Origin of the sequence: Parafrigoribacterium soli (assembly GCF_040227235.1) — a bacterium.
GTDB lineage: Bacteria > Actinomycetota > Actinomycetes > Actinomycetales > Microbacteriaceae > Parafrigoribacterium_A > Parafrigoribacterium_A soli.
Genome location: NZ_JBELNZ010000001.1, coordinates 301,577 through 325,211, shown reverse-complemented (window position 1 = coordinate 325,211; position 23,635 = coordinate 301,577). Strand labels below are relative to the sequence as shown.

Genomic DNA, 23,635 nt, shown 5'->3' with positions numbered 1-23,635 from the left:
TCCAACCCGAACTGCAGACTTGTCGGCGTGCGCCACACGAGGCGGAATCGTGGATCGAGTTTGAGCACCATGCCACGATGATGACTCAGCCGCGCGAGCGGCGAGCGATCAATCCACAGGCGCGACGGCCTCGTTAAGCGGCCTACTTGATCGACCCGTCGTCGCCCTCGTGCGGGCGGTCGTCGCTGTTGTCGTTCAGCAAGTCTTCGATCGCCTGGTCCACGTAGTCGGGCTCCGGCTGCGGGTTCACGAGCCTCGCCACGAGAGCACTCGGGTCGTCGATGTCCTCGGAAGTCGGAACGAGGTCGGGGTGCGACCACAACTCGTCCCTGCGCTCCGCACCCACCTCATCCGTGAGCTTCTGCCATAGCGCCGCGGCCTCGCGCAGTCGCCTGGGCCGAAGTTCGAGTCCGACGAGGGTGGAGAAGGCGGACTCCGCCGGACCACCCGCTGCACGGCGGCGACGCACCGTCTCGGCGATCGCGGTCGACTTCGGCAGCCTTCTGGTCGCATCCGCCGTGACCACGTCCACCCAGCCCTCGATGAGCGCCAGCATCGTCTCGAGCCTGGCGAGAGCGGCGAGCTGTGCGGGTGACTTCGGCGGGATGAGCGCACCGCTCGCCATGGCGTTGCGCAGCTCTTCGGGGTTCGACGGGTCGAAGTCCACGGTCAGCTCTTCGATCGCGCTCGTATCGATGCGGATGTCCTGCGCGAACTCGGTGATGGAGGTCATGAGTTGCAGGCGCAGCCACTTGGCGTGTCGGAACAGGCGTGCGTGGGCGAGCTCCCGCACCGCCAGGTAGAGGCGCACCTGTTCCTCGTCGATGTCGAGTCCCTCGCCGAAGGCGCTGAGATTCTGCGGAAGGATGGCGGCCTGCTGCTCCGTGCCGCCTACGGTGCCGAGCAGTGGGATGCCGATGTCGCCACCCGAGACGACCTCGCTTGCGAGCTGCGCCACGACCTGGCCGAGCTGCATGGCGAAGAGCGTTCCGCCGACATTGCGCATGATCTTGCTCGCGCCCTCGATCATCTCCGACATCTCCTCGGGCGCCTGCTCCCGCAGCACCGTGGTGAGGGAGTTGGAGATGCTCGTCGCGACGGGCTCGGCGAGCTGGGTCCAGACCGGCATGGTCGCCTTGATCCATTCGACGCGGCTCATGAGGCGCGGCCGCACGGTCAGTTCCGAGATGACGGTGGCCTCGCTCAGCCAGAGCTCTGCCACGACGAAGGCCTGCTCGAGCGCCTCGGCCTCGGCGGGGGTGGTGGGCTGGCTACCACTCGACGCGGTGGCCTTCGCCTGCTCCTCCGCGAGACCCCAGTTAATGCCCTCGTCACTGCTGCTGAGAGCGTTCTGCAACTGGCCCATGAGCTGCTGGAGCATGGCGGGATCATTGGGCAGGCCCGCCGCGCTCGCGAGCTTGCCGGGGTCGATGTCGGAGTTGCCGGCCAGGAACTCGCGCAGCATGTCGCGGAACTCGTCTTCCGGGTCTTCGGCCGAATTATCAGGCATGAAAACTACGCTAGTCGCCGCGCGAGCGTGCAGGTTGTGAAATGACCCTAGGCTGGACGCTCGACTGTGCGCCTGTGGCGAACATCCTTGAAGACCTACGGGAAAGGACCGCGGTGACGCTCTTTTCCGGCGACCGGTCAGCGGGCTCGACCGGTGGCAGGCGCCCCGCTCGGCGTGGTCGACTGGGCTGGACCTTGCTGTTCCTGGCTCTCTTCGGCACCGTCCTGTTCGCGCTGCTGCCCTCGCCCTATGTGATCGAGCGGCCCGGCCCCGTGTTCGACACTCTCGGCAGCGTGGAGATCGGCGGCACGCAGACGCCGATGATCTCGATCCCGGGCGAGAAGACCTGGCCGGCAACCGGCGCCCTCGACATGCTCACGGTGAGCGTGCTCGGCGATCCGGACCATCTCCCCAACTGGCTCGACGTGGCTGGCGCGTGGCTCGACCCGAGTCAGGCCGTGCTCCCGCTCGACTCCGTCTATCCCCCCGGTTATTCCGTCGAGGACTCGAATAAGCAGGGCGAGATCGACATGCAGAACTCGCAAAAGGATGCCGTGGCGGCGGCCCTGCGCTCGCTCGGTCACAAGGTTCCCGCCGTCGTCACCGTGGCGGAACTCACCTCGACGTCCCCCTCCCGTGGCATCCTCGAGAAGGGCGACCGCGTCGTGAGCGTCGCGGGAGCGGTCATCGACTCCGTCACGGCCCTTCGAAAGGCCATTGCCGCGGCGGGTGCGGGTACGCCGCTCAAGCTCCAAGTGGTGCGCGACGGCGAGCCGCGTACCGTTTCCGTGACGCCCGAACTCAGCACGGGCGCACATCCGACGCCCGTGGTGGGAATCTACGCCGCCGTGTCCTACGAGTACCCGTTCGACGTGAAGATTCAGCTCGACAACGTTGGCGGCCCCTCGGCCGGCCAGATGTTCGCACTCGGCATCATCGACAAGCTCACCGAGGGTTCGCTCACCGGCGGCAAACACGTCGCGGGCACCGGCACCATCGACGACCAGGGCACGATCGGTCGCATCGGCGGCATCCGGCAGAAGATGTATGGAGCGAAGCGCGCGGGGGCCACGATCTTCTTCGCGCCGCGGGGTGACTGCGATGAGGTCGTCGGGCATGTGCCCGACGGATTGAAGGTCTTCGCGGTCTCGACGCTCAAGGAGTCGCTGCACGATCTGCACGTCATCAGTTCGGGCGGCGACATCGGTGCGCTGCGCACCTGTGCGGCGGGCTGACGGCGCCGCTTCCAAGGGGTTCTCGCAGGCGGCGCTGACCTAGGATGGAGGCCAGGGCGGCCCATTCGGCACGCCACGACATCTCGACCCGGGAGAAAGTCTTTTGACTTCTGCAGCCACAGACGAACAACAGCCACGGTCTCGATCGAGGGCGACACTCCTCATCTCGGTCGCGATCATCGCCGTGCTCGTCATTGCGTTCTTCATCTTCGCCAGCCTCTACACCGACTGGCTCTGGTTCAGCCAGCTCGGCTACCGCGAGGTGCTCACCACCCAGTGGATCGCCGGCAGCGTGATGTTCCTCATCGGCTTCTTCGGCATGGCCATTCCGGTGTGGATCTCCATTGAGGTGGCATTCCGCTGGCGACCGATGTACGCCAAGCTCAACTCGCAGCTCGACCGCTACCAGCAGGTCATCGAACCGCTGCGGCGTCTGGCCATGTACGGCATCCCGATCATCCTCGGCCTCTTTGCGGGCGTCGCGGCGTCCTCGCGCTGGCAGCTCGCGCTCCAGTGGATCAATGGCACTCACGTCGGCAAGGTCGACCCGCAGTTCCACCTCGACATTTCCTTCTACCTGTTCGCGCTGCCGTTCTACCAGTCGGTCGCGGCGTTCGCCTCGGCCGTCGTGCTGCTCTCGGCCATCGGCGCCCTCGCCACCAGCTACCTCTATGGCGCGATCCGGCTGAGCGGTCGCGAGTTGCGCATCTCGCGTTCCGCGCGCATCCAGCTCGCCACCACCGGTGCGGTCTACCTCGCCCTTCAGGCGATCAGCATCTGGCTCGACCAGTACTCGACGCTCGCGACGAGCACCAGCTCCGACCTGATCACGGGCGCGTCGTACACCGACGTCTTCGCGGTCATCCCCGGTCGCGCGATCCTGGCCGGCATCGCCGCGGTCGTCGCCGTGCTCTTCGTCATCACCGCGATCGTCGGCCGATGGCGCCTCCCCATCGTCGGCACGGCGCTGCTCCTGGTGAGCGGACTGCTGATCGGCTCCGTGTATCCGTGGATCGTGCAGCGTTTCACGGTCGAGCCGAGTGCCAAGAGCCTCGAGAAGCCCTACATCGAGCGCAACATCCAGGGCACGCGTGATGCCTACGGCGTCGCCGGTGTCAAGGAGGAGCAGTACACGGCCACCTCGGATGCCGAACCCGGTGCCCTGAGGAACGACGCCGAAACCACGGCCAACATCCGCATTCTCGACCCGGCGCTCGTCTCCGATACCTTCGCGCAGCTCGAGCAGATCAAGCAGTACTACCGTTTCCCCAATTCGCTCGACGTCGACAGGTACAAGATCAACGGCAAGTCGCAGGACACCGTGATCGCCGTGCGCGAGCTCGACCAGAAGCAGCTCGGCAACGCCAACAGCTGGTACAACAACACCGTCGTCTATACGCACGGTTACGGCGTGGTCGCGGCCTATGGCAACCAGCGCTCGCCGGAGGGCTTCCCGGTGTTCCTCGAGTCCGGCATCCCGGCTAAGGGCAAGCTCGGCAAGTTCGAGCCGCGCGTCTACTTCGGCGAGAACTCGCCCCTGTACTCGATCGTGGGTGCCCCGAAGGGCGCGGACAAGATCGAGTTCGACTACCCGGCCGGCGACAAGCAGTCGAATCAGAACGCCACGACGACGTTTAAGGGTGATGGCGGTCCGAAGCTCGACAACGTCTTCACCAAGCTCATCTACGCGATCAAGTTCCAGTCCGAGCAGATCCTGTTCTCGGACGCCGTGAACAACGACTCGCAGATCATCTACACGCGCGACCCGAAGGACAGGGTGGCGAAGGCCGCCCCGTACCTCACCCTCGACAGCGACGCCTACCCGGCGGTCGTCGATGGGCGGGTGCAGTGGATCGTGGACGGTTACACCACGAGCTCGCAGTATCCGTACTCGAAGACGGAGCAGCTCTCGAGCGCGATCGCGGACACGTATACGCCCGCGCCGCAGTATCCGATCGACGACATCAACTACATCCGCAACTCGGTCAAGGCCACCGTCGACGCCTACACGGGCAAGGTCACGCTCTATGCCTGGGATGCGAAGGACCCGATCCTGAAGACGTGGGAGAAGATCTTCCCGTCGACGGTCAAGCCGATGAGCGACATGAGCTCTGAACTGCTCAGCCACGTGCGCTACCCGGCCGACCTGTTCAAGGTGCAGCGCGCGATTCTCGGTGAGTACCACGTCACCGACTCCGACACCTTCTACTCGGCGAGCGACGCGTGGGTCAGCCCGCCCGACCCGACGAAGCCGAAGCCCGCTCCGCTGCAGCCGCCGTATTACCTCACCATGAAGATGCCTGGCGCGGACAAGTCGGCGTTCTCGCTCTACTCGACCTACATTCCGAAGTCGAGCACCGACGACCGGTCGATCCTCACCGGCTACCTCGCGGCCAACGCGGATGCGGGAAGCACGAAGGGGCAGATATCTCCCGAGTACGGAAAGCTCACGCTGCTGACGCTGCCGAAGCAGGACACCGTGCCAGGCCCCGGTCAGGTGCAGAACAACTTCAACACCGACACGGCCGTCGCGAACCAGATCTCGCTGCTGCAGAAGGGCGACACGAGGGTCACGCGAGGCAACCTCCTCACGGTGCCCGTCGGCGGCGGTCTGCTCTACGTGCAGCCGCTGTATGTCGAATCCACGGCGGAGACGACGTATCCGATCCTGCGCAAGGTGCTCGTCTCCTTCGGCGACAAGATCGCCTTCGAAGACACGCTGGATGCCGCGCTCGACGACCTCTTCGGTGGCGATTCAGGAGCTTCGGCCGGCGACAGTGGTGCACCGAGCCCGGAGACTCCGACGCCGCCATCGAGCGAGACGCCGACGAAGCCGACGCCGACATCGCCGGGGGAGAGCGCCGCGGTCAAGGCCGCTCTCGCCGACGTGCAGACCGCGCTCACCAACCGGGACGCGGCGCTGAAGTCGGGAGACCTCACGAAGTACGCCGCCGCCGATCAGGCCCTGGTCGACGCGCTCAAGGCACTCTTCGCGCTCGAGGGCTGATTCTCGGTGGTCGAATAGCGAGCGTCACTTCCGTTGGCCGAGTAGCGAGCGCCACTTCCGCTGGTCGAGTAGCGAGCGTCGATTCCGCTGGTCGAGTAGCGAGGTACGAGCGTATCGAGACCCGGCCAGCGGCCCCGAATCCCTGTGATAGAGTTGTTTCTCGTGCCGCGGGGTGGAGCAGTTCGGTAGCTCGCTGGGCTCATAACCCAGAGGTCGTTGGTTCAAATCCAGCCCCCGCAACCAATGTCCCGGTCTCGAAAGAGGCCGGGACTTCTGCGTTAGCCGGCTCGGCCGACTCGATCGGTTCGTTGCCCAGCGGAATAGTCAAGAGCACCTCATTGGCTAGGGAAAGTGCATCAGAGACTTCCCTAATTGCCTCTTCCTGGATTTGCTTCTCTCGCTCGGCGGTGGGCCAATCGCGGAGGAGAGCATGTACGGCATCGAGAGAGACAATTGTCTGGACCGGATGCCTGAGCTCGTGAGCTACTTCGCGCGCCACTCGCCATCCACTCCTACTGATCGAAATGCAGAATCGGTCGCTTGGCTCCGTTTCAGCAGGAAGTCAAGCGACCGATGGCGTTGGACGTATGGGTGGTGCGACTAGCTAGACAATGCCTTTCTGCGACGGTTGCGGATTGCACGAACGGTAAGCCAGGTGCCGAGCGCCACGACTGGCGCAATGATTAGCGCAACAATCCATGTCACTTTGTCTCCTGTTCTCAGCCTCCCATCCTTGACAGTGGTCACGATCGCCCAGATTATGGCGACGACATAGACGATCGCGGCTAGTAACACGACAAGATGTATTGGCGAGAAAGAGTTGGTGAGCATGATTTTGACTCCCGTTCTTGCCTAACCGTTGGAGATTGTTCCAGCGGAATTGACGTGCATAGTATATGACTCAGCCCATGCGATAGGGCCGCCCTTGACTGCAATAGAAACGTTCCAGTTCATTTGCAGTTTGCGTGATGTGGTGCTGCCGCTATCGGAGCAAGCTGTGTTCGTTATGGCGTACCCGACCGCATAGTTCACCTTGCAAGAGTGCGTCCCGTTGTAACCCCGATACGTCACTGTGACCCACGCCCGAGCGCCGTCATAGTAAAAAGTACCGCTCTGTGTTTCCGAATCGGTAATTTGATTGATCGTTTGGCTGTAAGGCTTGGAATGCACTGTGCCGGCCGCCGCTGCCACAACGAGGGCCTTGAAGTCGGATGCACTCAGACTCGACTGTGCCGCCTTGACGTCGAATGTCGTCGCTGGGGTTGCGGGTCCGGCTGTAGTTATTACAGTCGCGGTGCAGACGTCGGACGACAACCCCTTTACTCCCCTCGCTTGGCCATCGGCTATCGCCGCAACGCACGCGGAGTTTGTTTCTGTGGAACGGATTGACGTGGCAAAGTCGGTGGTCGCCGCATTTGCACTTAGGGCAGAGCCCAGTACGAGTGCGATAGCGACAACACCAGTCGCAATAATCTTTTTCATCTTCCATTTTCCCGTCTACTTATATTGCAATCACGAATGGTTTGAATTTCACGTCCCTGGAACATCGAAACTTCTGCCCAGGGCGTCCACGCCAGCCAGCAGTGGGATACGGCCGCCGACGAGGTTGGAGAGGGGCTAAGGCTTTCAAGAAATTGCCCCTTAGAGTGGTGTCGACTGCCACGACCGATTCTGGAAAATGAAAGTTTGAGTACAGGGCTAGTTCGATCTGGACTACAGAAGCGCGAACTATTCTGAGGGAAACTTTGTCTTGTAGGAACGTCTTGTATACCCCCCATTAGGGGCACAAAATGAAGTCGCACGGGTTGCCTTGATATCCAGAGACGGTTGATTGTCTCGAACCTGCTTCTAACGACTGAGAACTTTCGGGTTCTCGCCGTGTCGAACCCCGAACGTTCCACCGTGCCATCGGAATCGACCCATCTACTAAGTACCGAGTCAATTCAGAGAACTCAGCCGACCGCGGTGAGCGGATCCAGGCCGTGCAGTACTTCCTCGACCATCCAGAAGCCAGCCCCCACCGACAGCTGTGAGTCACATCGCCTCAATGAGTTCTGGGCCGTGCCCCGCGGTGATGACCACGCGAGGGTCGCGGCGGCCGGCTCCTGCTCGCTGCCCGGTTAAGTCGGGACGACAAAAGGCCCGGAATCCCCATGATTCCGGGCCTTTCGCGCTTTGTGGCGCCTCGCTGCTAGCGGGCGACCGTCGCGATCGATGCGGTGCCGAGTGCGGCGTGCTGGCGCAGGGCGTTGAGCTCGCTGCTGATGCGAGCGACATCCCGGTTCTCGGGGTCGTTCGTGCGAATGAGGCCGCGCAGGGCGGTCTGAGCCTGGCGATAGGGCGAGCGAGTCGAGTGGCGCTGCTTCCACATACTGAACGTTTGCATGCTTCCATATTCGGATGGATAAAGCATTAGCACAAGCGACGCTTCCTTACGGTTCGTAAAGGATTGCTATACAATGGGGGGATGCTCGACACGTACCGCTTACGCATCTTCCGCTCGGTCGTCGCGAGTGGCTCCATTCAGGCGGCGGCTCGGCATCTGGGCTTCACCCCGTCGGCCGTGAGCCAGCAATTAGCCACCCTGCAGCGCGAGACCGGCCTGGTACTGATGGAGCGCTCCGGTCGCGGAATCGTGCCCACCGCTGCGGGCCGCGCTCTCGTCGCCGCGAGCGATGATGTCATCGCCGACCTGACGAGACTCGACACCGTCGTTGCCGACCTGCGCGAGGGCCGCACGGGCCGGCTCATAGTGGGCTATTTCGCGTCGGCCGGGGCCGCGTGGATGCCACGCGTGGCGAAGACGCTCACCGACGAGTTCCCAGAACTGGTGCTCGAACTCGTGCTGAGCGAGGTGGCCGACAGCACCGCGTCGCTCAACCTCGACATCGACCTGGTCAACGGATTCCAGCACGACGAGGCCGCACCCCCGGCCGGGTACCACCGCAGGCACCTCACCGACGACCCCTACATCGCTCTCGTTCCCTCGGAGCATCCGCTGGCCGGTCGGGAGAGCATTCCGCTCGCCGAACTGAGCGGCGAGGAATGGGTGGACAACGAGATCGCCGATCGGCCGGGTAGACGCATTCTCATCGCGGCATGCAGCGCCGCTGGCTTCACTCCGCGCTTCGTCGTGCAGGCGCAGGAGCACTACACGGCGATGGCGTTCGTTGCCGCGGGGGTGGGCATCACCGCGCTCCCGCAGCTTGCCTCGCTCGAAGCTCCGCGTGGTGTCAGCTCCATCCGACTCAGCGATCCCGAACCGGTGCGTCGCATCTCGCTCCTCGTCAAGGAATCGCTCGCGGGCAACCCCGTGGCCGAGCGCGCGGTAGAGCTGCTCACCGAGTACACCCAGCTCGCCGGATGAGCGGGCAAGGGGCCGCGACGCAAGGGGCCAAAGGTCCCGACTGCCGCGCCCGGAATCCGGCAGGATGATCTCGTGACAGCAACTGCAGCGAGGTTCCCACGCACCCTCATCGTGATACTCAGCGTGATCGGCGCCCTGGTGATTCTCGCGTTAGCGGTGGTGTTCACTCGCGGCGAGCCGACGCAGCTCGACGAATCCACCCCCGCCGGGGTCGTGCAGCGTTATTCGGCCGCCGTCATCGCTGGCGACGAGGCGGCCGCAGCGGACTACCTGACCGAGGGTGTGCGCGCAGAGTGCACCCGATTCGAACAGTTCGGCGCGGGAAACCTCGCCGTGAGGCTCGTTTCGACGAAGGAGCGGGTCGACTCCGCTGATGTCACCGTGTCGATTGCCTCATCCACGGGAAACGGCCCCTTCGGCTCTGCGGAGTCGGAGTATGAGGATGTTTTCGGGCTCGTGAAGACCGATAACACCTGGCGCATCGAATCGGTGCCGTGGCAGCTCACGGTGTGCACCAACGCGGGGCAGAAGTGATGGGTATCGCGGTGGTCGTCGCCGTGGCGCTGCTGATCGTCGGCGGCATCGTGGCCGTTGTGATGGCTACCAGGGCAGCGCCATCCGCGGGCGAGACGGCAGCCGCGCCGACCGTTCGGCGCCTCATCGTGTTGGTGCTCCTCTTCGCGCTGGTCGTGATTGGCGCGATCGGCATCGCCGGTCTCCTCGGGCGCCTCCTGAACGTGGGTGCCGAACTGGTCGCCGGTGACACCGCGGGCCTGGCCGGGTCGCTCGCGTTCGCCCTGATCGGCGGCCCGCTCGCCGGGCTCGTGTGGTGGTTGGTGTGGAGGAGAGCGGGGATGCCCGCGGAGCGCCATTCCGTGGCGTGGGGTCTCTACGTGGCGGGCATGTCTGTGGTGTCGCTCGTCACGTTCGCGAGCAGCCTGTTGTCAGCGGCCTCCAACCTGGTGGGAGGCAGCTGGCATCCGCAGTCCTTCGCCACGGGGCTGGTGTGGGCGGGCGTCTGGGCCTGGCACCGGTGGATGGCGAAGCACCCCGAACGCGGGCCGCTCGCGTTGGCTGCGGTGGCGCCGATCCTGAGTGCCGCCTATGGACTCATCCTCGGGACGGGAGGGGCGGTTACAGCGCTGGGCGGGCTGCTCGACGCAGCGATCGGACGGCTTGCCACGGACGGCAGCATCGGCCACCCATGGTGGCGGAGCGTGCTGGAAGCGGTCGTGTGGGCCGTGGGCGGCGCGCTCGTGTGGTGGTGGCATTGGGTGCGCGGGGGCGTGCGGCACAATCAGGACCGACTGGCGCACGTTGCGGTTGCCGTGTTCGGGATACTGGGAGGTGCCATCCTGACCATCGCGGGCGCCGTGGCCACCCTGCACGTGCTCCTTCGGCTCGCATTCGACCCGGGCGAACCGGCCGCCCGGATCCTCGCCCCGATGGGCGTCGCGATCGCGGCCGCGGCGCTCGGATCCCTCGTGTGGGCCTATCACGATCGCGTGGCCTCGGAACACTCCTCGGGTCTGGCCCGGACGGTGCGGTTGGTCGCATCCGGGGTCGCGCTGGTGGCGGCGGCCTCTGGAGTCGGAGTGATCGTGAACTCCCTCCTGGCGACGTTCGGGGAACCGCTGGCAGGATCTGGTGCGCGCACACTGCTTCTCGGCGGCATCAGTTCGCTCGTGGTCGGCGGCCCGCTGTGGTGGCTGGCGTGGAGGCCGAACCGTCCCGCCGCGCCCGCTGAAGACTCCACCGGGCGCCGGATCTACCTGATCACCGTGTTCGGCCTGAGCGCCGTTTCGGCTCTCATCACGCTCCTGGTTCTCGGCTTCCGGCTGTTCGAATTCGCCCTCGCCGATAACCTCGGCGGAGCCCTGGTCGACCGGGTGCGCGCACCGCTGGGACTGTTCGTCGCCACCGCCCTGGTCGCGGCGTACCATTTCAGCGTCTGGCGGCACGACAGGGCAGCGCAGGCCGAGACTCCGTCGCGAAAGCGCACCATAGAGCGGGTCATCCTCGTTGCTACGGCGGATGCGGAAACGCAGAAGCGCGCCGTCGAAGAGTGCACCGGCGCCGCCGTCACACTCTGGCTGCGGGAGGATGCCGCTGTCGAAACTCGCGCGTCGCTTCCCGAGGGCACTGCGATGACGAACGCGAGTGCCGACCCCAGTGCCGACTCGGCGGTGCCATCGTGGGAGTTGCTTGCCGCGGCCCTGAAGGGCGTGAGCGGTAAGCGCGTGCTCGTGGTGACCGGCCCGGGAGCCGCGGTCCAGGTCATCCCCTTGAAGGACTGAAGAGTGGTCCGGTCGCCGGATAGGGTGGAGCCGGCGGGCGGAAGACCGGTCTCGACGGCGAGAGGACAGCGATGACCCACCAGCGCTATGTGGCCGCTATCGACCAGGGGACGACATCCACCAGGTGCATCGTGTTCGACCACGACGGCGCCATCGTCTCCGTGGCCCAGCAGGAACACCAACAGCACTTTCCGAAGCCGGGTTGGGTGGAGCACGACGCTGCCGAGATCTGGTCGAAGGTGCAGCAGGTCACGAAGGATGCGCTCGCGGATGCCGACATCGAGCCCGCAGAGCTGGCCGCCGTCGGCATCACCAATCAGCGCGAGACCACAGTGCTGTGGGACAGGGCCACCGGCGAACCGGTGGGTCGAAGACTGAGGCGGCGCTAGCGCCCCGTTGACTCCCGCAGGTCAAGACCGGTGAGCTCACGCAGCTGCTCGAGGGTCGTGTCACCGAAGAGTTCACGCACGCTCGCGCCTCCGTCGACGAGATCGAACACCGCGTAGTCGGTGTACACGACGGTGACGCATTTCAGGCCAGTGAGCGGGTAGGTGCACTTTTCGACGAGCTTGCACTCGCCCTCCCGCGTGAACAGTTCCATGAGCACGAAGACCTGCCTCGCACCGATCGCGAGGTCCATCGCGCCGCCGACCGCGGGAATCGCGTCCTCGGCACCGGTGTGCCAATTCGCCAGGTCGCCGGATGTCGACACCTGGAACGCGCCGAGCACGCAGATGTCGAGGTGGCCGCCCCGCATCATGCCGAAGGAGTCCGCGTGGTGGAAGTAGCTCGCGCCGGGAAGCTCGGTCACCGGGATCTTGCCGGCGTTCAGCAGGTCGGGGTCGATCTCGTCGCCCACGGCCGCCGGACCCATGCCGAGCATCCCGTTCTCGGTGTGCAGGATGATCTCGCGGTCGCTCGGCAGGTAGTCCGAGACCTTGGTGGGCAGGCCGATGCCGAGGTTGACGTATGCGCCCTCCGGGATGTCCTGGGCGACCCTGCGCGCCATGTCGTCGCGGGAGAGTGGGCCGCGTGCCGGTGCGTTCGCCATTACTGTCCCTCTGTCGGTGTCGGTATCGTTGCCCGGCCGCCGACCTCGACGACCCGCTGCACGAAGATGCCCGGGGTGACGATCGCCTCCGGATCGAGTGCGCCGACCTCGACGATCTCGCTCACCTGCGCCACGGCCACCGTTGCGGCACTTGCCATCAGCGGACCGAAGTTGCGCGCCGTCTTGCGGTAGACCAGGTTGCCGAGGCGGTCGCCCCGATGGGCCTTGATGAGGGCGAAGTCCGCGGTGAGTGGAGCTTCGAGCACGTAGTCGCGCCCGTTGATGGTGCGCGTCTCCTTGCCCTCGGCCAGCATCGTTCCGAATCCGGTCGGGGTGAAGAAGCCCCCGATGCCTGCACCACCGGCACGGATGCGTTCGGCAAGCGTTCCCTGCGGAACGAGCTCAAGTTCGATCTTGCCCGAACGGTAGAGGCCGTCGAAGACCTGCGAGTCGACCTGGCGGGGGAACGAGCAGATGATCTTGCGCACTCGACCGGCATCCAGCAGCGCCGCGAGACCGGTCGTGCCGTTGCCCGCGTTGTTGTTGACGACCGTGAGGCCGCTCGCACCCTGGTCGAGCAGCGCGTCGATCAGCTCGACCGGCTGGCCGGCGGAGCCGAAGCCGCCGATCATGACGGTGGCTCCGTCGGGAATGCCGCTCACGGCATCCGCGAGGCTCTCAGAGATCTTGGAGATCACGACGCCGTCCCGGATGCCCGGTCGGGCGCTCGGCCGAAGAACGACATTGTTACTCCTCTTTGATCTGAACGCGTGCACTGGCGCAAGAGTGTGCGCAGAGTGAACGCCTGTACTCATTATGAACGTAACATGCCTCCGCCCGCGCTGCAATCACGCGAGGAGGCGAGGATCAGTGCAACGGCGAGCGCGAGGGGTCGCCGGAGAACGGTCGGGACGCCGTGAGGTCGGCACTGATGTTCGCCGCGGCGAGGAGCAGGGGCGGCAGCAGCGTCTCCTCGATCGACTCGAGGCTGCGGCTTGCCGCTGTGGTCGACACGTTGATCGCGGCGATGACCCTGCCGCTGCTGTGCCGCACGGGCACGGCGATCGAGCGCAGTCCCTCTTCGAGCTCCTGGTCCACCATCGCCCAGCCCTGATCGCGCACCTTCGCGAGCTCGGCCTCGAGCGCCTCGCGCGAGCCGACGGTGTGCGAGGTGCGGCTCTCATAGTCGATCGACGCGAGGTGTTCCTCACGCTCCTCGGGTGACAGGCCCGCCAGCAGCACGCGGCCCATCGATGTCGCGTAGGCGGGAAAGCGCGTGCCGATGTTGATGCGCACCGACATGATCCGACGCGTGGGAACGCGCGCCACGTACACGATGTCGGCGTCGTCGAGCACGGATGCCGAGGTCGATTCGTGGATGGCCGCCGCCAGCTGCTCAAGATGCGGCTGCGCGATCTCGGGCAGCGACAGTGCGGCGAGGTAGCTGAACCCGAGTTCCAACACCTTTGCCGTGAGCGAGAACAGGCGGCCATCCGTCTTCACGTAGCCGAGTTCGAGCAGGGTCAGTAGGAAGCGGCGGCTCGTCGCCCTGGTGAGTCCGGTTCGCCGCGCGAGATCGCTCAGCGTCATCTCCGGGTGCTCGCCGTCGAAGGCTCGGATCACGCTGAGGCCGCGGGCGAGCGATTGAACGTACTGGCCGCTCGCATCCGGGGCATCATTCGAGGTCTCGCTGAGTGTCATGCGACCATCATCCTCGCCCGGTCGTGGTTGCCTCTCGAGGCTCGCGCCTATCGCTCCAGCACGATCGCGAGACCCTGGCCGACGCCGATGCAGATCGCGGCAACGCCGATGCCGCCGCCGCGGCGCTTGAGTTCGTGCGCAACGTGGCCCACGATGCGCGCTCCGGAGGCACCGAGCGGGTGACCGATCGCGATCGCGCCGCCGTGGATGTTGACCTTGGCTGGGTCGAGGTCCGGCCAGAGCTGAAGGCAGGCCAGGCTCTGCGAAGCGAAGGCCTCGTTGAGTTCGACGACGTCGACATCCGCCCAGGTCTTGCCCGCCTTCGCGAGCGCACGATTGGCGGCCTCGACCGGAGCGATGCCGAAGACGTCGGGGTCGATGCTGGCGACGCCGCGCGAGACGATGCGCGCGAGCGGCTCCGCGTCGATGGGTGCGTTCTCCGAGCCGATGATGAGTGCGCCAGCGCCGTCGTTAAGAGGAGAGGAGTTACCGGCGGTCACGGTACCGTTATCGCGGAACGCGGGCTTGAGCGCCGCGAGTGCCTCGAGCGAGGAGTCGGCACGAATGCCCTCGTCGCGAGTGAGCGTGGTTCCGGGGACCGCGACCACTTCGCCGTCGTACACGCCCTCGTTCCAGGCGGCATCCGCCTTCTGATGGCTCGCGAGCGCGAATTCGTCCTGCGCCTCGCGCGAGATGTCGTAGCGGTCGGCGAGGATCTCGGCGGTCTCACCGAGTGGCACCGTCCATTGACCGGGCATCTTCGGGTTGACCATGCGCCAGCCGAGGGTCGTGGAGTGCAGCGTCTCGTGCCCGCTCGGGAATCCGCGCGACGGCTTCAGCAGCACCCAGGGCGCGCGGCTCATCGACTCGACACCACCGGCGAGCATGAGTTCGGCATCACCGGTCTCAATCGCGCGACTGGCCTGAATCACGGCCTCGACGCCCGAACCACAGAGGCGGTTGACGGTGACTCCGGGCACGGAGGTCGGGAATCCCGCGAGGAGCGCGGCCATGCGCGCCACGTTGCGATTGTCTTCGCCAGCGGCGTTGGCGTCGCCCAGGATGACGTCGTCGATGCGCGCGGGGTCAAAGCCCGGATGCCGCGTCACGATCTGCGACAACACGAACGCCGCGAGGTCATCCGGCCGAACTGCGCTGAGTCCCTTGCCATAGCGCCCGAACGGGGTTCTGATCGCGTCGTACACGAAACTGGCGGTCATGGTCTTCTCGATCCTCGAGCGAAGTGCGTGTGCGCAGAGCGAACTTGTGTTCTAATGATGAGCGTATCATCGGCGACACAGGCGGGCAATGAGCCCGACCGGCAGAAGGGATGGCAGCGTGGCCACGCGAACGAGCATTTCCACCCGTGTTGCAATCGTGGGAGGCGGCCCGGCCGGGCTGCTCCTGTCACACCTGCTTAGACGTTCCGGCATCGACAACGTCGTGCTCGAACTGCGCGACCGGGAATACGCCATCCAGCGGGTGCGCGCGGGTGTGCTGGAGAACGACGCCGCCGAACTTCTCACGCAGGTCGGCCTCGGCGAGCGACTTCACCGCGAGGGCCAGCGCCACGACGGCATCTATCTGCAGTACGCGGGCCGGCGCCACCACGTCCCGTTCCGCGAACTGGTCGGGCGGTCAGTGTGGTTGTACAGCCAGCAGGAAGTGGTCAAGGACCTCATCGAGGCCCACGACGCCGCCGGCACGCCGCCGAGGTACAGCGTCAGCGACATCCACCTCGAGAACCTCGACGGGGACGGTCCCGCCACGGTGCGCTTCACCCACGAGGGCGAAGAGTTCGAACTGAGCGCCGACTTCGTCGTGGGAGCCGACGGCGCCCACGGCGTCTGCCGCCCGAGCATCCCCGAGGCGCAGAAGACGACGTATGAGAGGGAGTACCCCTTCGGTTGGCTCGGAATTCTCGCACACGTCGCCCCATCCACCGATGAGCTCATCTACTCGCTGCACGAGCGCGGCTTCGCCATGCACAGCATGCGGTCGGAGTCGGTGAGCCGTCTCTACCTGCAGGTCGATCCGCACGACGATGTGGCCAACTGGCCGGACGAGCGCATCTGGGACGAGCTCGACGTCCGCCTCGGCACCGAGGGCTGGACGCTGCACCACGGCGAGATCTTCGACAAGAGCATCACGCCCATGCGCAGCTTCGTCGGCGACCCGATGCGCTACGGCAAGCTGTTCCTCGCGGGCGACTCCGCCCACATCGTTCCACCCACCGGTGCCAAGGGACTGAACCTCGCGCTCGCGGATGCCAGCTACCTTCACGACGTGCTCGTGGCCTGGTATCGGGATGGCGACGAGGCAGGGCTCGAGGAGTATTCGCCACGATCGCTCGAACGCGTCTGGACGATCCAGCACTTCTCCACCTGGATGACCCGGATGCTGCACCGCTTTCCCGAGTCGGCCGAGCAGCCGGGCGCCGCGGAGTTCGATTACCAGGTGCAGCTCGGGCAGTTGAGGCAGCTCTGCGGCTCCGAACACGGCATGGCGCAGCTCGCGGAGGTGTATACGGGCCTGCCGTTCCTCAGCTATCCGAGCGCGCAGTAAGGATCTGCTCCTAGGCTGAGTTCATGGCTGAAGCACAGGGTTCGGAAGCGCTCGCGATCGCCGTCGCCCAGTTCGCGCCGGGCACCGACAAGGCCGAGAACCTCGCCGACATCCGCCGGCTCGCCGCAACTGCCTCCGCTCGCGGTGCCAGGCTCATCGTCTTTCCCGAGTACTCGTCGTTCTTCACCCCCGAGCTCGGGCAGCGGGCGCTCGATGCCGCCGAACCGCTCGACGGCGCCTTCGTCGACGGGGTGGCCGAGATCGCGGACGCGCTCGGTGTGCACATCGTCGCGGGGATGCTCGAACGAACGGATGATCCGTCTCGCTTCTCGAACACGATCGTTGCCATCGCGCCGCGCATGGGCATCGAGGCGAGTTATCGCAAGACGCACCTTTACGACGCCTTCGGTCAGCGCGAATCCGACTGGGTGCTCGCCGGCCCGATCGATCACCCCGAGACCTTCGCCGTCGGTGGGTTCACGATCGGCATGCAGACCTGCTACGACCTGCGCTTTCCCGAGGTCACGCGCCGCATCGTCGACGCAGGCGCTGAGCTCGTCCTCGTGCCGAGCGAGTGGGTTCGCGGACCGCTCAAGGAGCAGCACTGGCGCACTCTGGTCACCGCCCGTGCCATCGAGAACACGGTGTATGTCGCCGCGGCGGACCAGGCTCCTCCCGTCGGCGTCGGCAACAGCATGATCGTCGATCCGATGGGCGTAGAGCTCGTCACGATAGGCGAAGAGACGGATGTTGCCCTCGCCTGGATCTCGCGCTCACGGGTCTCAGAGGTGCGCACCATCAATCCCGCCCTCGCGCTGCGCCGCTTCGCCGTCGTACCCCGTTAGACACCATCTTTGGGGGTGCTGTACCCCTGACGTGCATCGCGGCCGCCCGTTACAGTGGGTTAAAAGTGATGACAGCGGGGGGCTGGAATGTCTGAACCATATCGGGTGGTCGTGGTCGAAGACGACCTCGACGTCGCGGACTACACGAAGACCGTGCTCGAGAAGCGGCTCGGCTGTCAGGTCATCGCGGTGTCCGATCCCCGCCTGGCCCGCGGAGCCATCGAGCAGCTGCAGCCCGACGTCGTCATCACCGACATCGAGATGCCTGGCGCATCCGGACTCGAACTGATCGCCACCTATAAAGAGGCACGGCCGGGCGTATCCATCATCGTCATGACGGCACACGTGTCCGTCGACTACGCGGTCGGCGCGCTGCGCAGCCAGGCCGATGAGTTCCTCACCAAGCCCATCTCCACGGCAGACCTCGTGTCCACCGTGACGAGGCTCGCCGAGGCCGCTCGCGAGGCGTGGCAGAACGCGCCGGCCAGGCAGGTGGTGCTTGCCATCGGCGCCCACCCCGACGACGTGGAGATCGGCATCGGCGGCATCATCGCGGCTCATCGCGCCGCGGGCGACTCGGTCACCATCCTCACTCTCTCGAAGGGCACTCGCGACGGCGGCATTCGCACCGCGTGGGAAGAGGGCTCTGCGGCGGCGGCGATCATCGGCGCGACGCTCGTGCTCGAAGACAGCGCGGATGCGCAGCTCAGCAGTTCGGAACCCACCGTGGGCATCATCAAACGGGTCATTTCCGACCTGCGGCCCACGGTGGTCTATGTGCACAGCAACAGCGACCGCCACCAGGATCACAGGGCCGTGCACGACGCCACGATCCTCGCGACGAGCGCGGTGCGCACGATCGCCTGCTACCAGAGCTCCACGGCGACGGTGGACTTCCATCCGAACCGGTTCGTGAGCATCGACGGCTTCACCGAGGCGAAGGTCGCCATGCTCGAGTGCTTCGCGCGAAATCAGGATCGAGCGAAGTATCTTCAGCGCGATTTCGCCCTCGCCACGGCACGCTACTGGTCCCGCTACGGGCAGGGAGACCACTGCGAGCCGCTCGAGATCATCCGCGACTCTTCGCAGGTCTCCTAGTCCCCATGAATGGGGGTTCGCGAATCATGATTAGTTGCTGCGAAGACAGAATTACGTCGCTAGGGTCAAACATGGGGGAAGTAGATTTCAGCACGCCCGAGGCATTTCGGCTGGCCCCAGCGATCATCGGAATCCCGTTGATCGGTATCGCACAAGGGAAGCGCAGCGCCGAATGAGCCTCACCACCGTGACGCAGCAACGCGTCAAAGTCCTGATCGTCGATGACAACGACGACCAGAGAAACCTCCTGCGCCGACACTTCGAAATCGCTGGCTGCGAGGTCACCGACGCGGCGACCGCCGAGTCCGCCATCAGCGCCTATGCCACCGCGGAACCCGACCTCGCCGTCATCGATCTGATGCTGCCCGGGATGGATGGATGGGCCCTCAGCGAGCGCCTCTACGAGGACGTTCCCGACTGCCCCGTTGCGATCAGCTCCGTGCTCGACCTCGAGAACTACCCGCCGACGCGGGCAGCGCTCCCCAAGCCCGTCACCCGCGCCAGCGTGCGCGAGGTGCTTCTCAACTGTGTACCGAGGTGGATTGCGCCATGACCGATTCGGGTGTCAAAATCAGCGTCATCGTCGCGGATGATGACCCCGATATTCGTAGTCTCGTCGCGTACGCGGCGCAGAAGGCCGGTCTCGACCTGGTGGACGAACTCGGCAACGGCGACGACGCGTGGGATTCGATCATTGCGTTCAAGCCAGACCTCGCCGTGCTCGACGTTGCGATGCCGGGCAAGACCGGCCTCGACCTGTGCCGGCTCGTGCGCGCCCACGACGAGGTGAACGGCATGCACATCGTGCTGCTGTCGGCCGCCGTCGATGAGGCCTCGCAGCAACTCGGCAGGGATGCCGGAGCCAACGACTACTTGATCAAGCCATTCAGTCCACGAGAGCTGGCGGAACGCCTCGCGCTCATCGCCCCGTCGATTGGAGCCGGAGCATGAAGATTGCAGCCCTGTACAAGCGGCTCGGGTTCGACGCCCCCTCGCCGCTGCTGAAGCAGGCGCCGACGACGCTCCTCGTGTTCGCCGCGACCATCGCGGCGATGGCGATTCCGGGGCTGCAGGTCACCTCGCCCCTCGCCGTCGCGATCGCCGTCACGGCCGTCGCGGTGGCCACGGTGTTCGCCGCGATCATCAGCCCCCGCGAGTCGCTCTGGGACTGGGGTCTGTGCGTGCCCGCCGTCGACTTCTTCGCGATCGGGCTGCTCTGCATCGGCACGGGCAACAACGCGACCGTGTTCACCGCGCTCGTCGCGCTGCCGATCGTGTGGTTCGCGGCCGAGGAGGGTCGCAAGTTCGTCCTCTACTCGGCCATCGGTGCCGCAGTCACCGTGTTCATGCCGTTTGCGCTCGGCCTGCCGATCGCCGCGAACCTGGAGCAGTTCCTGCGTTCGGGCTTCACCGTCATCGTCTACGGCTTTGCCGCCGCCGTGATCAATGAGATCTCGCACACCGCCAGGCACCGGCTCGAGAAGGTGCGCCGCTTGGCCGAGCAGAGCCGGGTGATGCTCGCGGAGAGCGTGCAGCACGCGATCGAGCTCAAGCAGAGCGAAGCGAAGGTGCGCACGGCCGAGCGAATGTTCCGCGAGATCTGGGTGGCCGTCACCGAGCAGGCGATCATCGGTACCGATCTCACCGGCCTCGTCGACGCCTTCAACCCCGGCGCGGAGAAGATGCTGGGCGTGCCCTTCGGTGAGGTGCAGGGCAAGCTGCACATCGACGAGTTCCACCTCGAGTCCGAGTTGCTCGAGCGCGCCCGCGATCTCTCTTATCCGGCCGGCGCGACCGTCCTGAACCCCGGGTTCTCGGCTCTCGTCGAATCCGCTCGACTCGGTGTCGCGGAGGTGCGCGAGTGGAGCTACGTGCGCGCCGACGGCAGCACGATTCCGATCGAACTCTCGGTCACCCCGAGGCTCGACAAGTCGGGCGAAATCGTGGGCTACCTCTTCGTCGCCTACGACCAGACGAAGGCCCGTGAGGTCGCGAGGCTGAAGGACGAGTTCGTCGGCCTGATCTCGCACGAGCTGCGCACCCCGCTCAGTTCCATCCTCGGATACCTCGAGCTCATGCGTGACGACGATGAGAACCAGCTCAGCGACAGTCAGCTGCGCTACCTCGGCGTCGCCGAGCGCAATGCGCACAGGCTGCTGAGGCTCGTCGGCGACCTGCTCTTCACCGCCCAGGTCGAATCGGGAAAGTTCAACCTCGACCAGAAGGAGCAGGACCTTGCTCCCATCCTGATGGCCTCGGTCGAGTCGGCGAGGCCCGTGGCTGCCGCGGCGGGCATCACGCTGCACACCAACGTCGTCGAGGGACTGCTGGTCAACGGCGACTCCGTGCGCCTCGGTCAGGCCTGCGACAACCTCATGTCCAACGCCATCAAGTTCACCCCGAGCGGTGGATCCGTCACCCTCGGGCTGCAGCCGGACGGGTCGAACGTCGTCATCACCGTGCAGGACACCGGCATGGGCATTGCGGCATCCGAGCTCGACAAGCTGTTCTCGCGCTTCTTCAGGGCATCGACCGCCACACGCAACGCCGTGCCCGGCGTCGGTCTCGGTCTCGTGATCACCAGGGCGATCATTCGCGCCCACGGCGGAGACATGGGCGTCACGAGCGAGGAGGGCGTCGGTACCTGCTTCAGCATGACGCTGCCCGTCGTCGAACACGCCAACGTGCTCACCGGTGCCTGAGGCACGGCGCTCGTCGAATCGAACGGTCCCTGAGCTTGTCGAAGGGCCGCTGACCGGCAGCCGCCGCCTCGACCTACAGCGCCGCGAGCTGGGCGGATGCGCGCTCGAGCAGCTCAGACTTCTTGCAGAACGCGAATCGCACGAGTGAGGCGTACTGCGCGGAGTTCGCTTCGCTCACGAATGCGGTGATCGGCACGCCGACCACCCCGGCGAGTTCGGGCAGCCGGCGACAGAACTCCGCGGCATCCGGGTAGCCGAGCGGCGCCGCGTCCGCGACGATGAAGTACGAGCCCTGTGGTTTCGAGATGGTGAAGCCCGCCCGCACGAGCCCGCTAGAGAGCAGATCGCGCTTCTGCTGCAGCACCTCGGCGGTGCGGGCGAAGTACTCGTCCGGCAGACGCAGGCCGACGGCGATCGCCGGCTGGAATGGTGCGCCGTTCACGTAGGTGAGGAACTGCTTGATGGCGAGAATCGCCTCTACGAGCTCGTGCGGTGCCGTGAGCCAGCCGATCTTCCACCCCGTGGTGCTGAAGGTCTTGCCTCCGCTTGAGATCGTCACCGTGCGCTCCGCGGCACCGGGCAGCGACGCGACCGGGATGTGGGTGGCGCCATAGGTGAGGTGCTCATAGACCTCGTCGGTGACGATGATCGCGTCGTGGCGGTGGGCGAGTTCGACGAGCAGCTCGAGCGTCTCGCGATCGAACACCGAACCGGTGGGGTTGTGTGGGTTGTTGATCAGGATGACGCGGGTGCGGTCGGTCACGACCCGGCGCAGCTCGTCGTGGGCTGGCTGGAAGTCGGGGGCGCGCAGTGGAACCGTGCGATGGACGCCTCGCGCCAGCGCGATCAGGGCGGCGTAGGCGTCGTAGTAGGGCTCGAACGTCACCACCTCGTCGCCGTCGTCGACGAGAGCGAGGATGCTCGCCGCGAGCGCCTCCGTCGCGCCCGCGGTGACAAGTACCTCGCGGTCGGGGTCCACGCTCATCCCGTAGAAGCGAAGCTGGTGCTCCGCGATCGCCTCGCGCAGCACGGGCATGCCGATGCCGGGCGGGTACTGGTTGACGCCATCGCTGATGGCTTGCCTTGCCGCCTCGAGAACCTCGGCAGGGCCATCCTCGTCGGGGAAGCCCTGCCCCAGGTTGATCGCGCCGGTCGCCACCGCAAGAGCCGACATCTCGGCGAAAATCGTCGGCTTCAGCTCGCCGCTCGCGGCCATCAGTCCCGCGCCGCGTGCCGCGCGCTGCCACGCCCCCGAGATCGTCATTCCGACACCAGCCCCATCGCTCTGTTCACCCCTTCAACCTATCCCGCGCGGCGTTCTGCCCGCGTGTGACAGGTAGGTTTATCGCATGGCTTCTTCCTGGTCCCTCTCGGGCGCACTGCGCGGAATGTTCGCACGCAAGACGATCGATGACGACACCTGGAGCGACCTCGAAGACGCGCTCATCGGCGCGGATTTCGGCTCGGACCTCACCGACGCGCTCGTAGCCGAACTGCGCGCGAACGTCGCGAAGTATCGCACCACCGACCCGGCCGACCTCAAGCGGATGCTGCGCGAAAGCCTCGAGGAACGCCTCGCCAAGCTCAATCCCACGCTCTCGCTCTCGGAACGCCCCGCGGTCGTGCTCGTCGTCGGCGTGAACGGCGTGGGCAAGACCACCACCATCGGCAAGTTCGCGAAGTTCCTCACCGGCTACGGCCGCAGCGTGATCGTGGGCGCCGCGGACACCTTCCGGGCCGCCGCCGTGGAGCAGCTCGCGACCTGGGCCGAGCGCGGCGGTGCTGCGATCCAGAAGCCGCAGCAGCAGGGGCAGGACCCGGCGTCCGTCGCCTTCCAGACCGTCGAGCGCGCGCAGCGCGAGGGCATCGAGATCGTGCTCATCGACACGGCGGGCAGGCTGCAGACCAAGAGCGGCCTCATGGACGAGCTGTCGAAGATCCGCCGCGTGATCGAGAAGCAGACGACGATCGCCGAGGTGCTGCTCGTGCTCGACGCGACCACCGGCCAGAACGGTCTCGCCCAGGCGGAGGCCTTCGTCGAGCACGCGGGAGTCACCGGGCTCGTGTTGACCAAGCTCGACGGCTCGGCCAAGGGCGGCTTCGTGCTCGCCGTGCAGGAGAAGACCGGCATTCCGATCAAGCTCATCGGGCAGGGCGAGGGTATCGGTGACCTCACCGGTTTCACGCCGCACGTCTTCGTGCAGGGCCTGCTCGACTGACACCGATCACACAGCCTGCCGAATCGCTCCAGTTGTAG

The 23,635-nt window shown here is 65.7% G+C and carries 19 protein-coding genes, 1 tRNA gene and 1 pseudogene; 14 read left to right on the top strand and 7 right to left on the bottom strand.

Annotation, left to right across the window (positions count from 1 at the left end; translation table 11 throughout):
* Nucleotides 1–142: 142 nt before the first annotated feature.
* Nucleotides 143–1,510, bottom strand: a complete 1,368-nt coding sequence (locus tag ABUA37_RS01620) for a zinc-dependent metalloprotease (RefSeq protein WP_349897368.1) — start codon at nt 1,508–1,510, stop codon at nt 143–145.
* Nucleotides 1,511–1,623: 113 nt separating this feature from the next.
* On the opposite strand from ABUA37_RS01620, the gene ABUA37_RS01615 reads away from it, so the two are divergent.
* The 3 genes from ABUA37_RS01615 (at nt 1,624) to ABUA37_RS01605 (ending at nt 5,995) form a co-directional block, all read left to right on the top strand.
* Nucleotides 1,624–2,745, top strand: coding sequence for a YlbL family protein (locus ABUA37_RS01615; RefSeq protein ID WP_349897367.1), 1,122 nt, complete (start codon nt 1,624–1,626; stop codon nt 2,743–2,745).
* 103 nt (nt 2,746–2,848) lie between these two features.
* The gene (locus ABUA37_RS01610) at nt 2,849–5,752 is read left to right on the top strand and encodes a UPF0182 family membrane protein (protein ID WP_349897366.1); all 2,904 of its coding nucleotides are present in this window, start codon (nt 2,849–2,851) and stop codon (nt 5,750–5,752) included.
* Between the two features lie 166 nt (nt 5,753–5,918).
* Nucleotides 5,919–5,995, top strand: a tRNA-Met gene (locus tag ABUA37_RS01605).
* A 1,948-nt stretch (nt 5,996–7,943) separates the two neighbouring features.
* On the opposite strand, the gene ABUA37_RS01600 is transcribed toward ABUA37_RS01605, so the two are convergent.
* Nucleotides 7,944–8,138 carry a hypothetical protein gene (locus tag ABUA37_RS01600; protein ID WP_349897365.1) on the bottom strand — a complete coding sequence of 65 codons (195 nt, stop codon included), beginning with the start codon at nt 8,136–8,138 and terminating at the stop codon, nt 7,944–7,946.
* 81 nt (nt 8,139–8,219) lie between these two features.
* Between ABUA37_RS01600 and ABUA37_RS01595 the strand changes: the two genes are divergently transcribed.
* The 4 genes and pseudogenes from ABUA37_RS01595 to ABUA37_RS01580 form a co-directional block, all read left to right on the top strand.
* Nucleotides 8,220–9,119 carry a LysR family transcriptional regulator gene (locus ABUA37_RS01595; RefSeq protein WP_349897364.1) on the top strand — a complete coding sequence of 300 codons (900 nt, stop codon included), beginning with the start codon at nt 8,220–8,222 and terminating at the stop codon, nt 9,117–9,119.
* A gap of 72 nt (nt 9,120–9,191) precedes the next feature.
* Nucleotides 9,192–9,653 (top strand): nuclear transport factor 2 family protein, encoded by a 462-nt coding sequence (locus tag ABUA37_RS01590; RefSeq protein ID WP_349897363.1) that lies wholly within the window; start codon nt 9,192–9,194, stop codon nt 9,651–9,653.
* The gene (locus ABUA37_RS01585; RefSeq protein ID WP_349897362.1) at nt 9,653–11,416 is read left to right on the top strand and encodes a DUF5671 domain-containing protein; all 1,764 of its coding nucleotides are present in this window, start codon (nt 9,653–9,655) and stop codon (nt 11,414–11,416) included. Before ABUA37_RS01590 ends, ABUA37_RS01585 begins: the two co-directional genes overlap by 1 nt.
* A gap of 71 nt (nt 11,417–11,487) precedes the next feature.
* Nucleotides 11,488–11,781 (top strand): annotated as a pseudogene (locus ABUA37_RS01580) (FGGY family carbohydrate kinase); the annotation flags it as partial.
* Nucleotides 11,782–11,801: 20 nt separating this feature from the next.
* On the opposite strand, the gene ABUA37_RS01575 reads toward ABUA37_RS01580, so the two are convergent.
* From ABUA37_RS01575 to ABUA37_RS01560, 4 genes are all read right to left on the bottom strand, one after another.
* Nucleotides 11,802–12,467 carry a 3-oxoacid CoA-transferase subunit B gene (locus tag ABUA37_RS01575; protein WP_349897361.1) on the bottom strand — a complete coding sequence of 222 codons (666 nt, stop codon included), beginning with the start codon at nt 12,465–12,467 and terminating at the stop codon, nt 11,802–11,804.
* Nucleotides 12,467–13,165 (bottom strand): 3-oxoacid CoA-transferase subunit A, encoded by a 699-nt coding sequence (locus tag ABUA37_RS01570; protein ID WP_349897360.1) that lies wholly within the window; start codon nt 13,163–13,165, stop codon nt 12,467–12,469. The genes ABUA37_RS01575 and ABUA37_RS01570 overlap by 1 nt, the downstream gene beginning before the upstream one ends.
* Nucleotides 13,166–13,334: 169 nt before the next feature.
* Nucleotides 13,335–14,168, bottom strand: a complete 834-nt coding sequence (locus ABUA37_RS01565; protein WP_349897359.1) for an IclR family transcriptional regulator domain-containing protein — start codon at nt 14,166–14,168, stop codon at nt 13,335–13,337.
* 47 nt (nt 14,169–14,215) lie between these two features.
* Nucleotides 14,216–15,388 (bottom strand): thiolase family protein, encoded by a 1,173-nt coding sequence (locus ABUA37_RS01560; protein WP_349897358.1) that lies wholly within the window; start codon nt 15,386–15,388, stop codon nt 14,216–14,218.
* 118 nt (nt 15,389–15,506) lie between these two features.
* Here ABUA37_RS01560 and ABUA37_RS01555 point away from each other — a divergent pair, with 118 nt between their 5' ends.
* The 6 genes from ABUA37_RS01555 (at nt 15,507) to ABUA37_RS01530 (ending at nt 21,378) form a co-directional block, all read left to right on the top strand.
* Complete coding sequence (locus ABUA37_RS01555) at nt 15,507–16,733, top strand: 4-hydroxybenzoate 3-monooxygenase (RefSeq protein ID WP_349897357.1); 1,227 nt, start codon at nt 15,507–15,509, stop codon at nt 16,731–16,733.
* 23 nt (nt 16,734–16,756) lie between these two features.
* Entirely contained in the window at nt 16,757–17,578 is an 822-nt protein-coding gene (locus tag ABUA37_RS01550; RefSeq protein ID WP_349897356.1) for a carbon-nitrogen hydrolase family protein, read from the top strand.
* A gap of 87 nt (nt 17,579–17,665) precedes the next feature.
* A complete protein-coding gene (locus ABUA37_RS01545; protein ID WP_349897355.1) occupies nt 17,666–18,676 on the top strand; it encodes a response regulator in 1,011 nt (336 codons plus the stop codon).
* Between the two features lie 172 nt (nt 18,677–18,848).
* On the top strand, nt 18,849–19,229 hold the full coding sequence (locus ABUA37_RS01540) for a response regulator transcription factor (RefSeq protein WP_349897354.1): 381 nt from the start codon (nt 18,849–18,851) through the stop codon (nt 19,227–19,229).
* Nucleotides 19,226–19,627 carry a response regulator transcription factor gene (locus tag ABUA37_RS01535; RefSeq protein ID WP_349897353.1) on the top strand — a complete coding sequence of 134 codons (402 nt, stop codon included), beginning with the start codon at nt 19,226–19,228 and terminating at the stop codon, nt 19,625–19,627. The genes ABUA37_RS01540 and ABUA37_RS01535 overlap by 4 nt, the downstream gene beginning before the upstream one ends.
* Nucleotides 19,624–21,378 carry a sensor histidine kinase gene (locus tag ABUA37_RS01530; RefSeq protein ID WP_349897352.1) on the top strand — a complete coding sequence of 585 codons (1,755 nt, stop codon included), beginning with the start codon at nt 19,624–19,626 and terminating at the stop codon, nt 21,376–21,378. The genes ABUA37_RS01535 and ABUA37_RS01530 overlap by 4 nt, the downstream gene beginning before the upstream one ends.
* A 73-nt stretch (nt 21,379–21,451) precedes the next feature.
* Here the strand turns inward: ABUA37_RS01530 and ABUA37_RS01525 are convergent, their stop codons facing one another.
* Nucleotides 21,452–22,642 (bottom strand): aminotransferase class I/II-fold pyridoxal phosphate-dependent enzyme, encoded by a 1,191-nt coding sequence (locus ABUA37_RS01525; RefSeq protein WP_349897351.1) that lies wholly within the window; start codon nt 22,640–22,642, stop codon nt 21,452–21,454.
* Between the two features lie 85 nt (nt 22,643–22,727).
* Here ABUA37_RS01525 and ftsY point away from each other — a divergent pair, with 85 nt between their 5' ends.
* Entirely contained in the window at nt 22,728–23,597 is an 870-nt protein-coding gene (ftsY, locus tag ABUA37_RS01520; RefSeq protein ID WP_349897350.1) for a signal recognition particle-docking protein FtsY, read from the top strand.
* Nucleotides 23,598–23,635 lie beyond the last annotated feature (38 nt).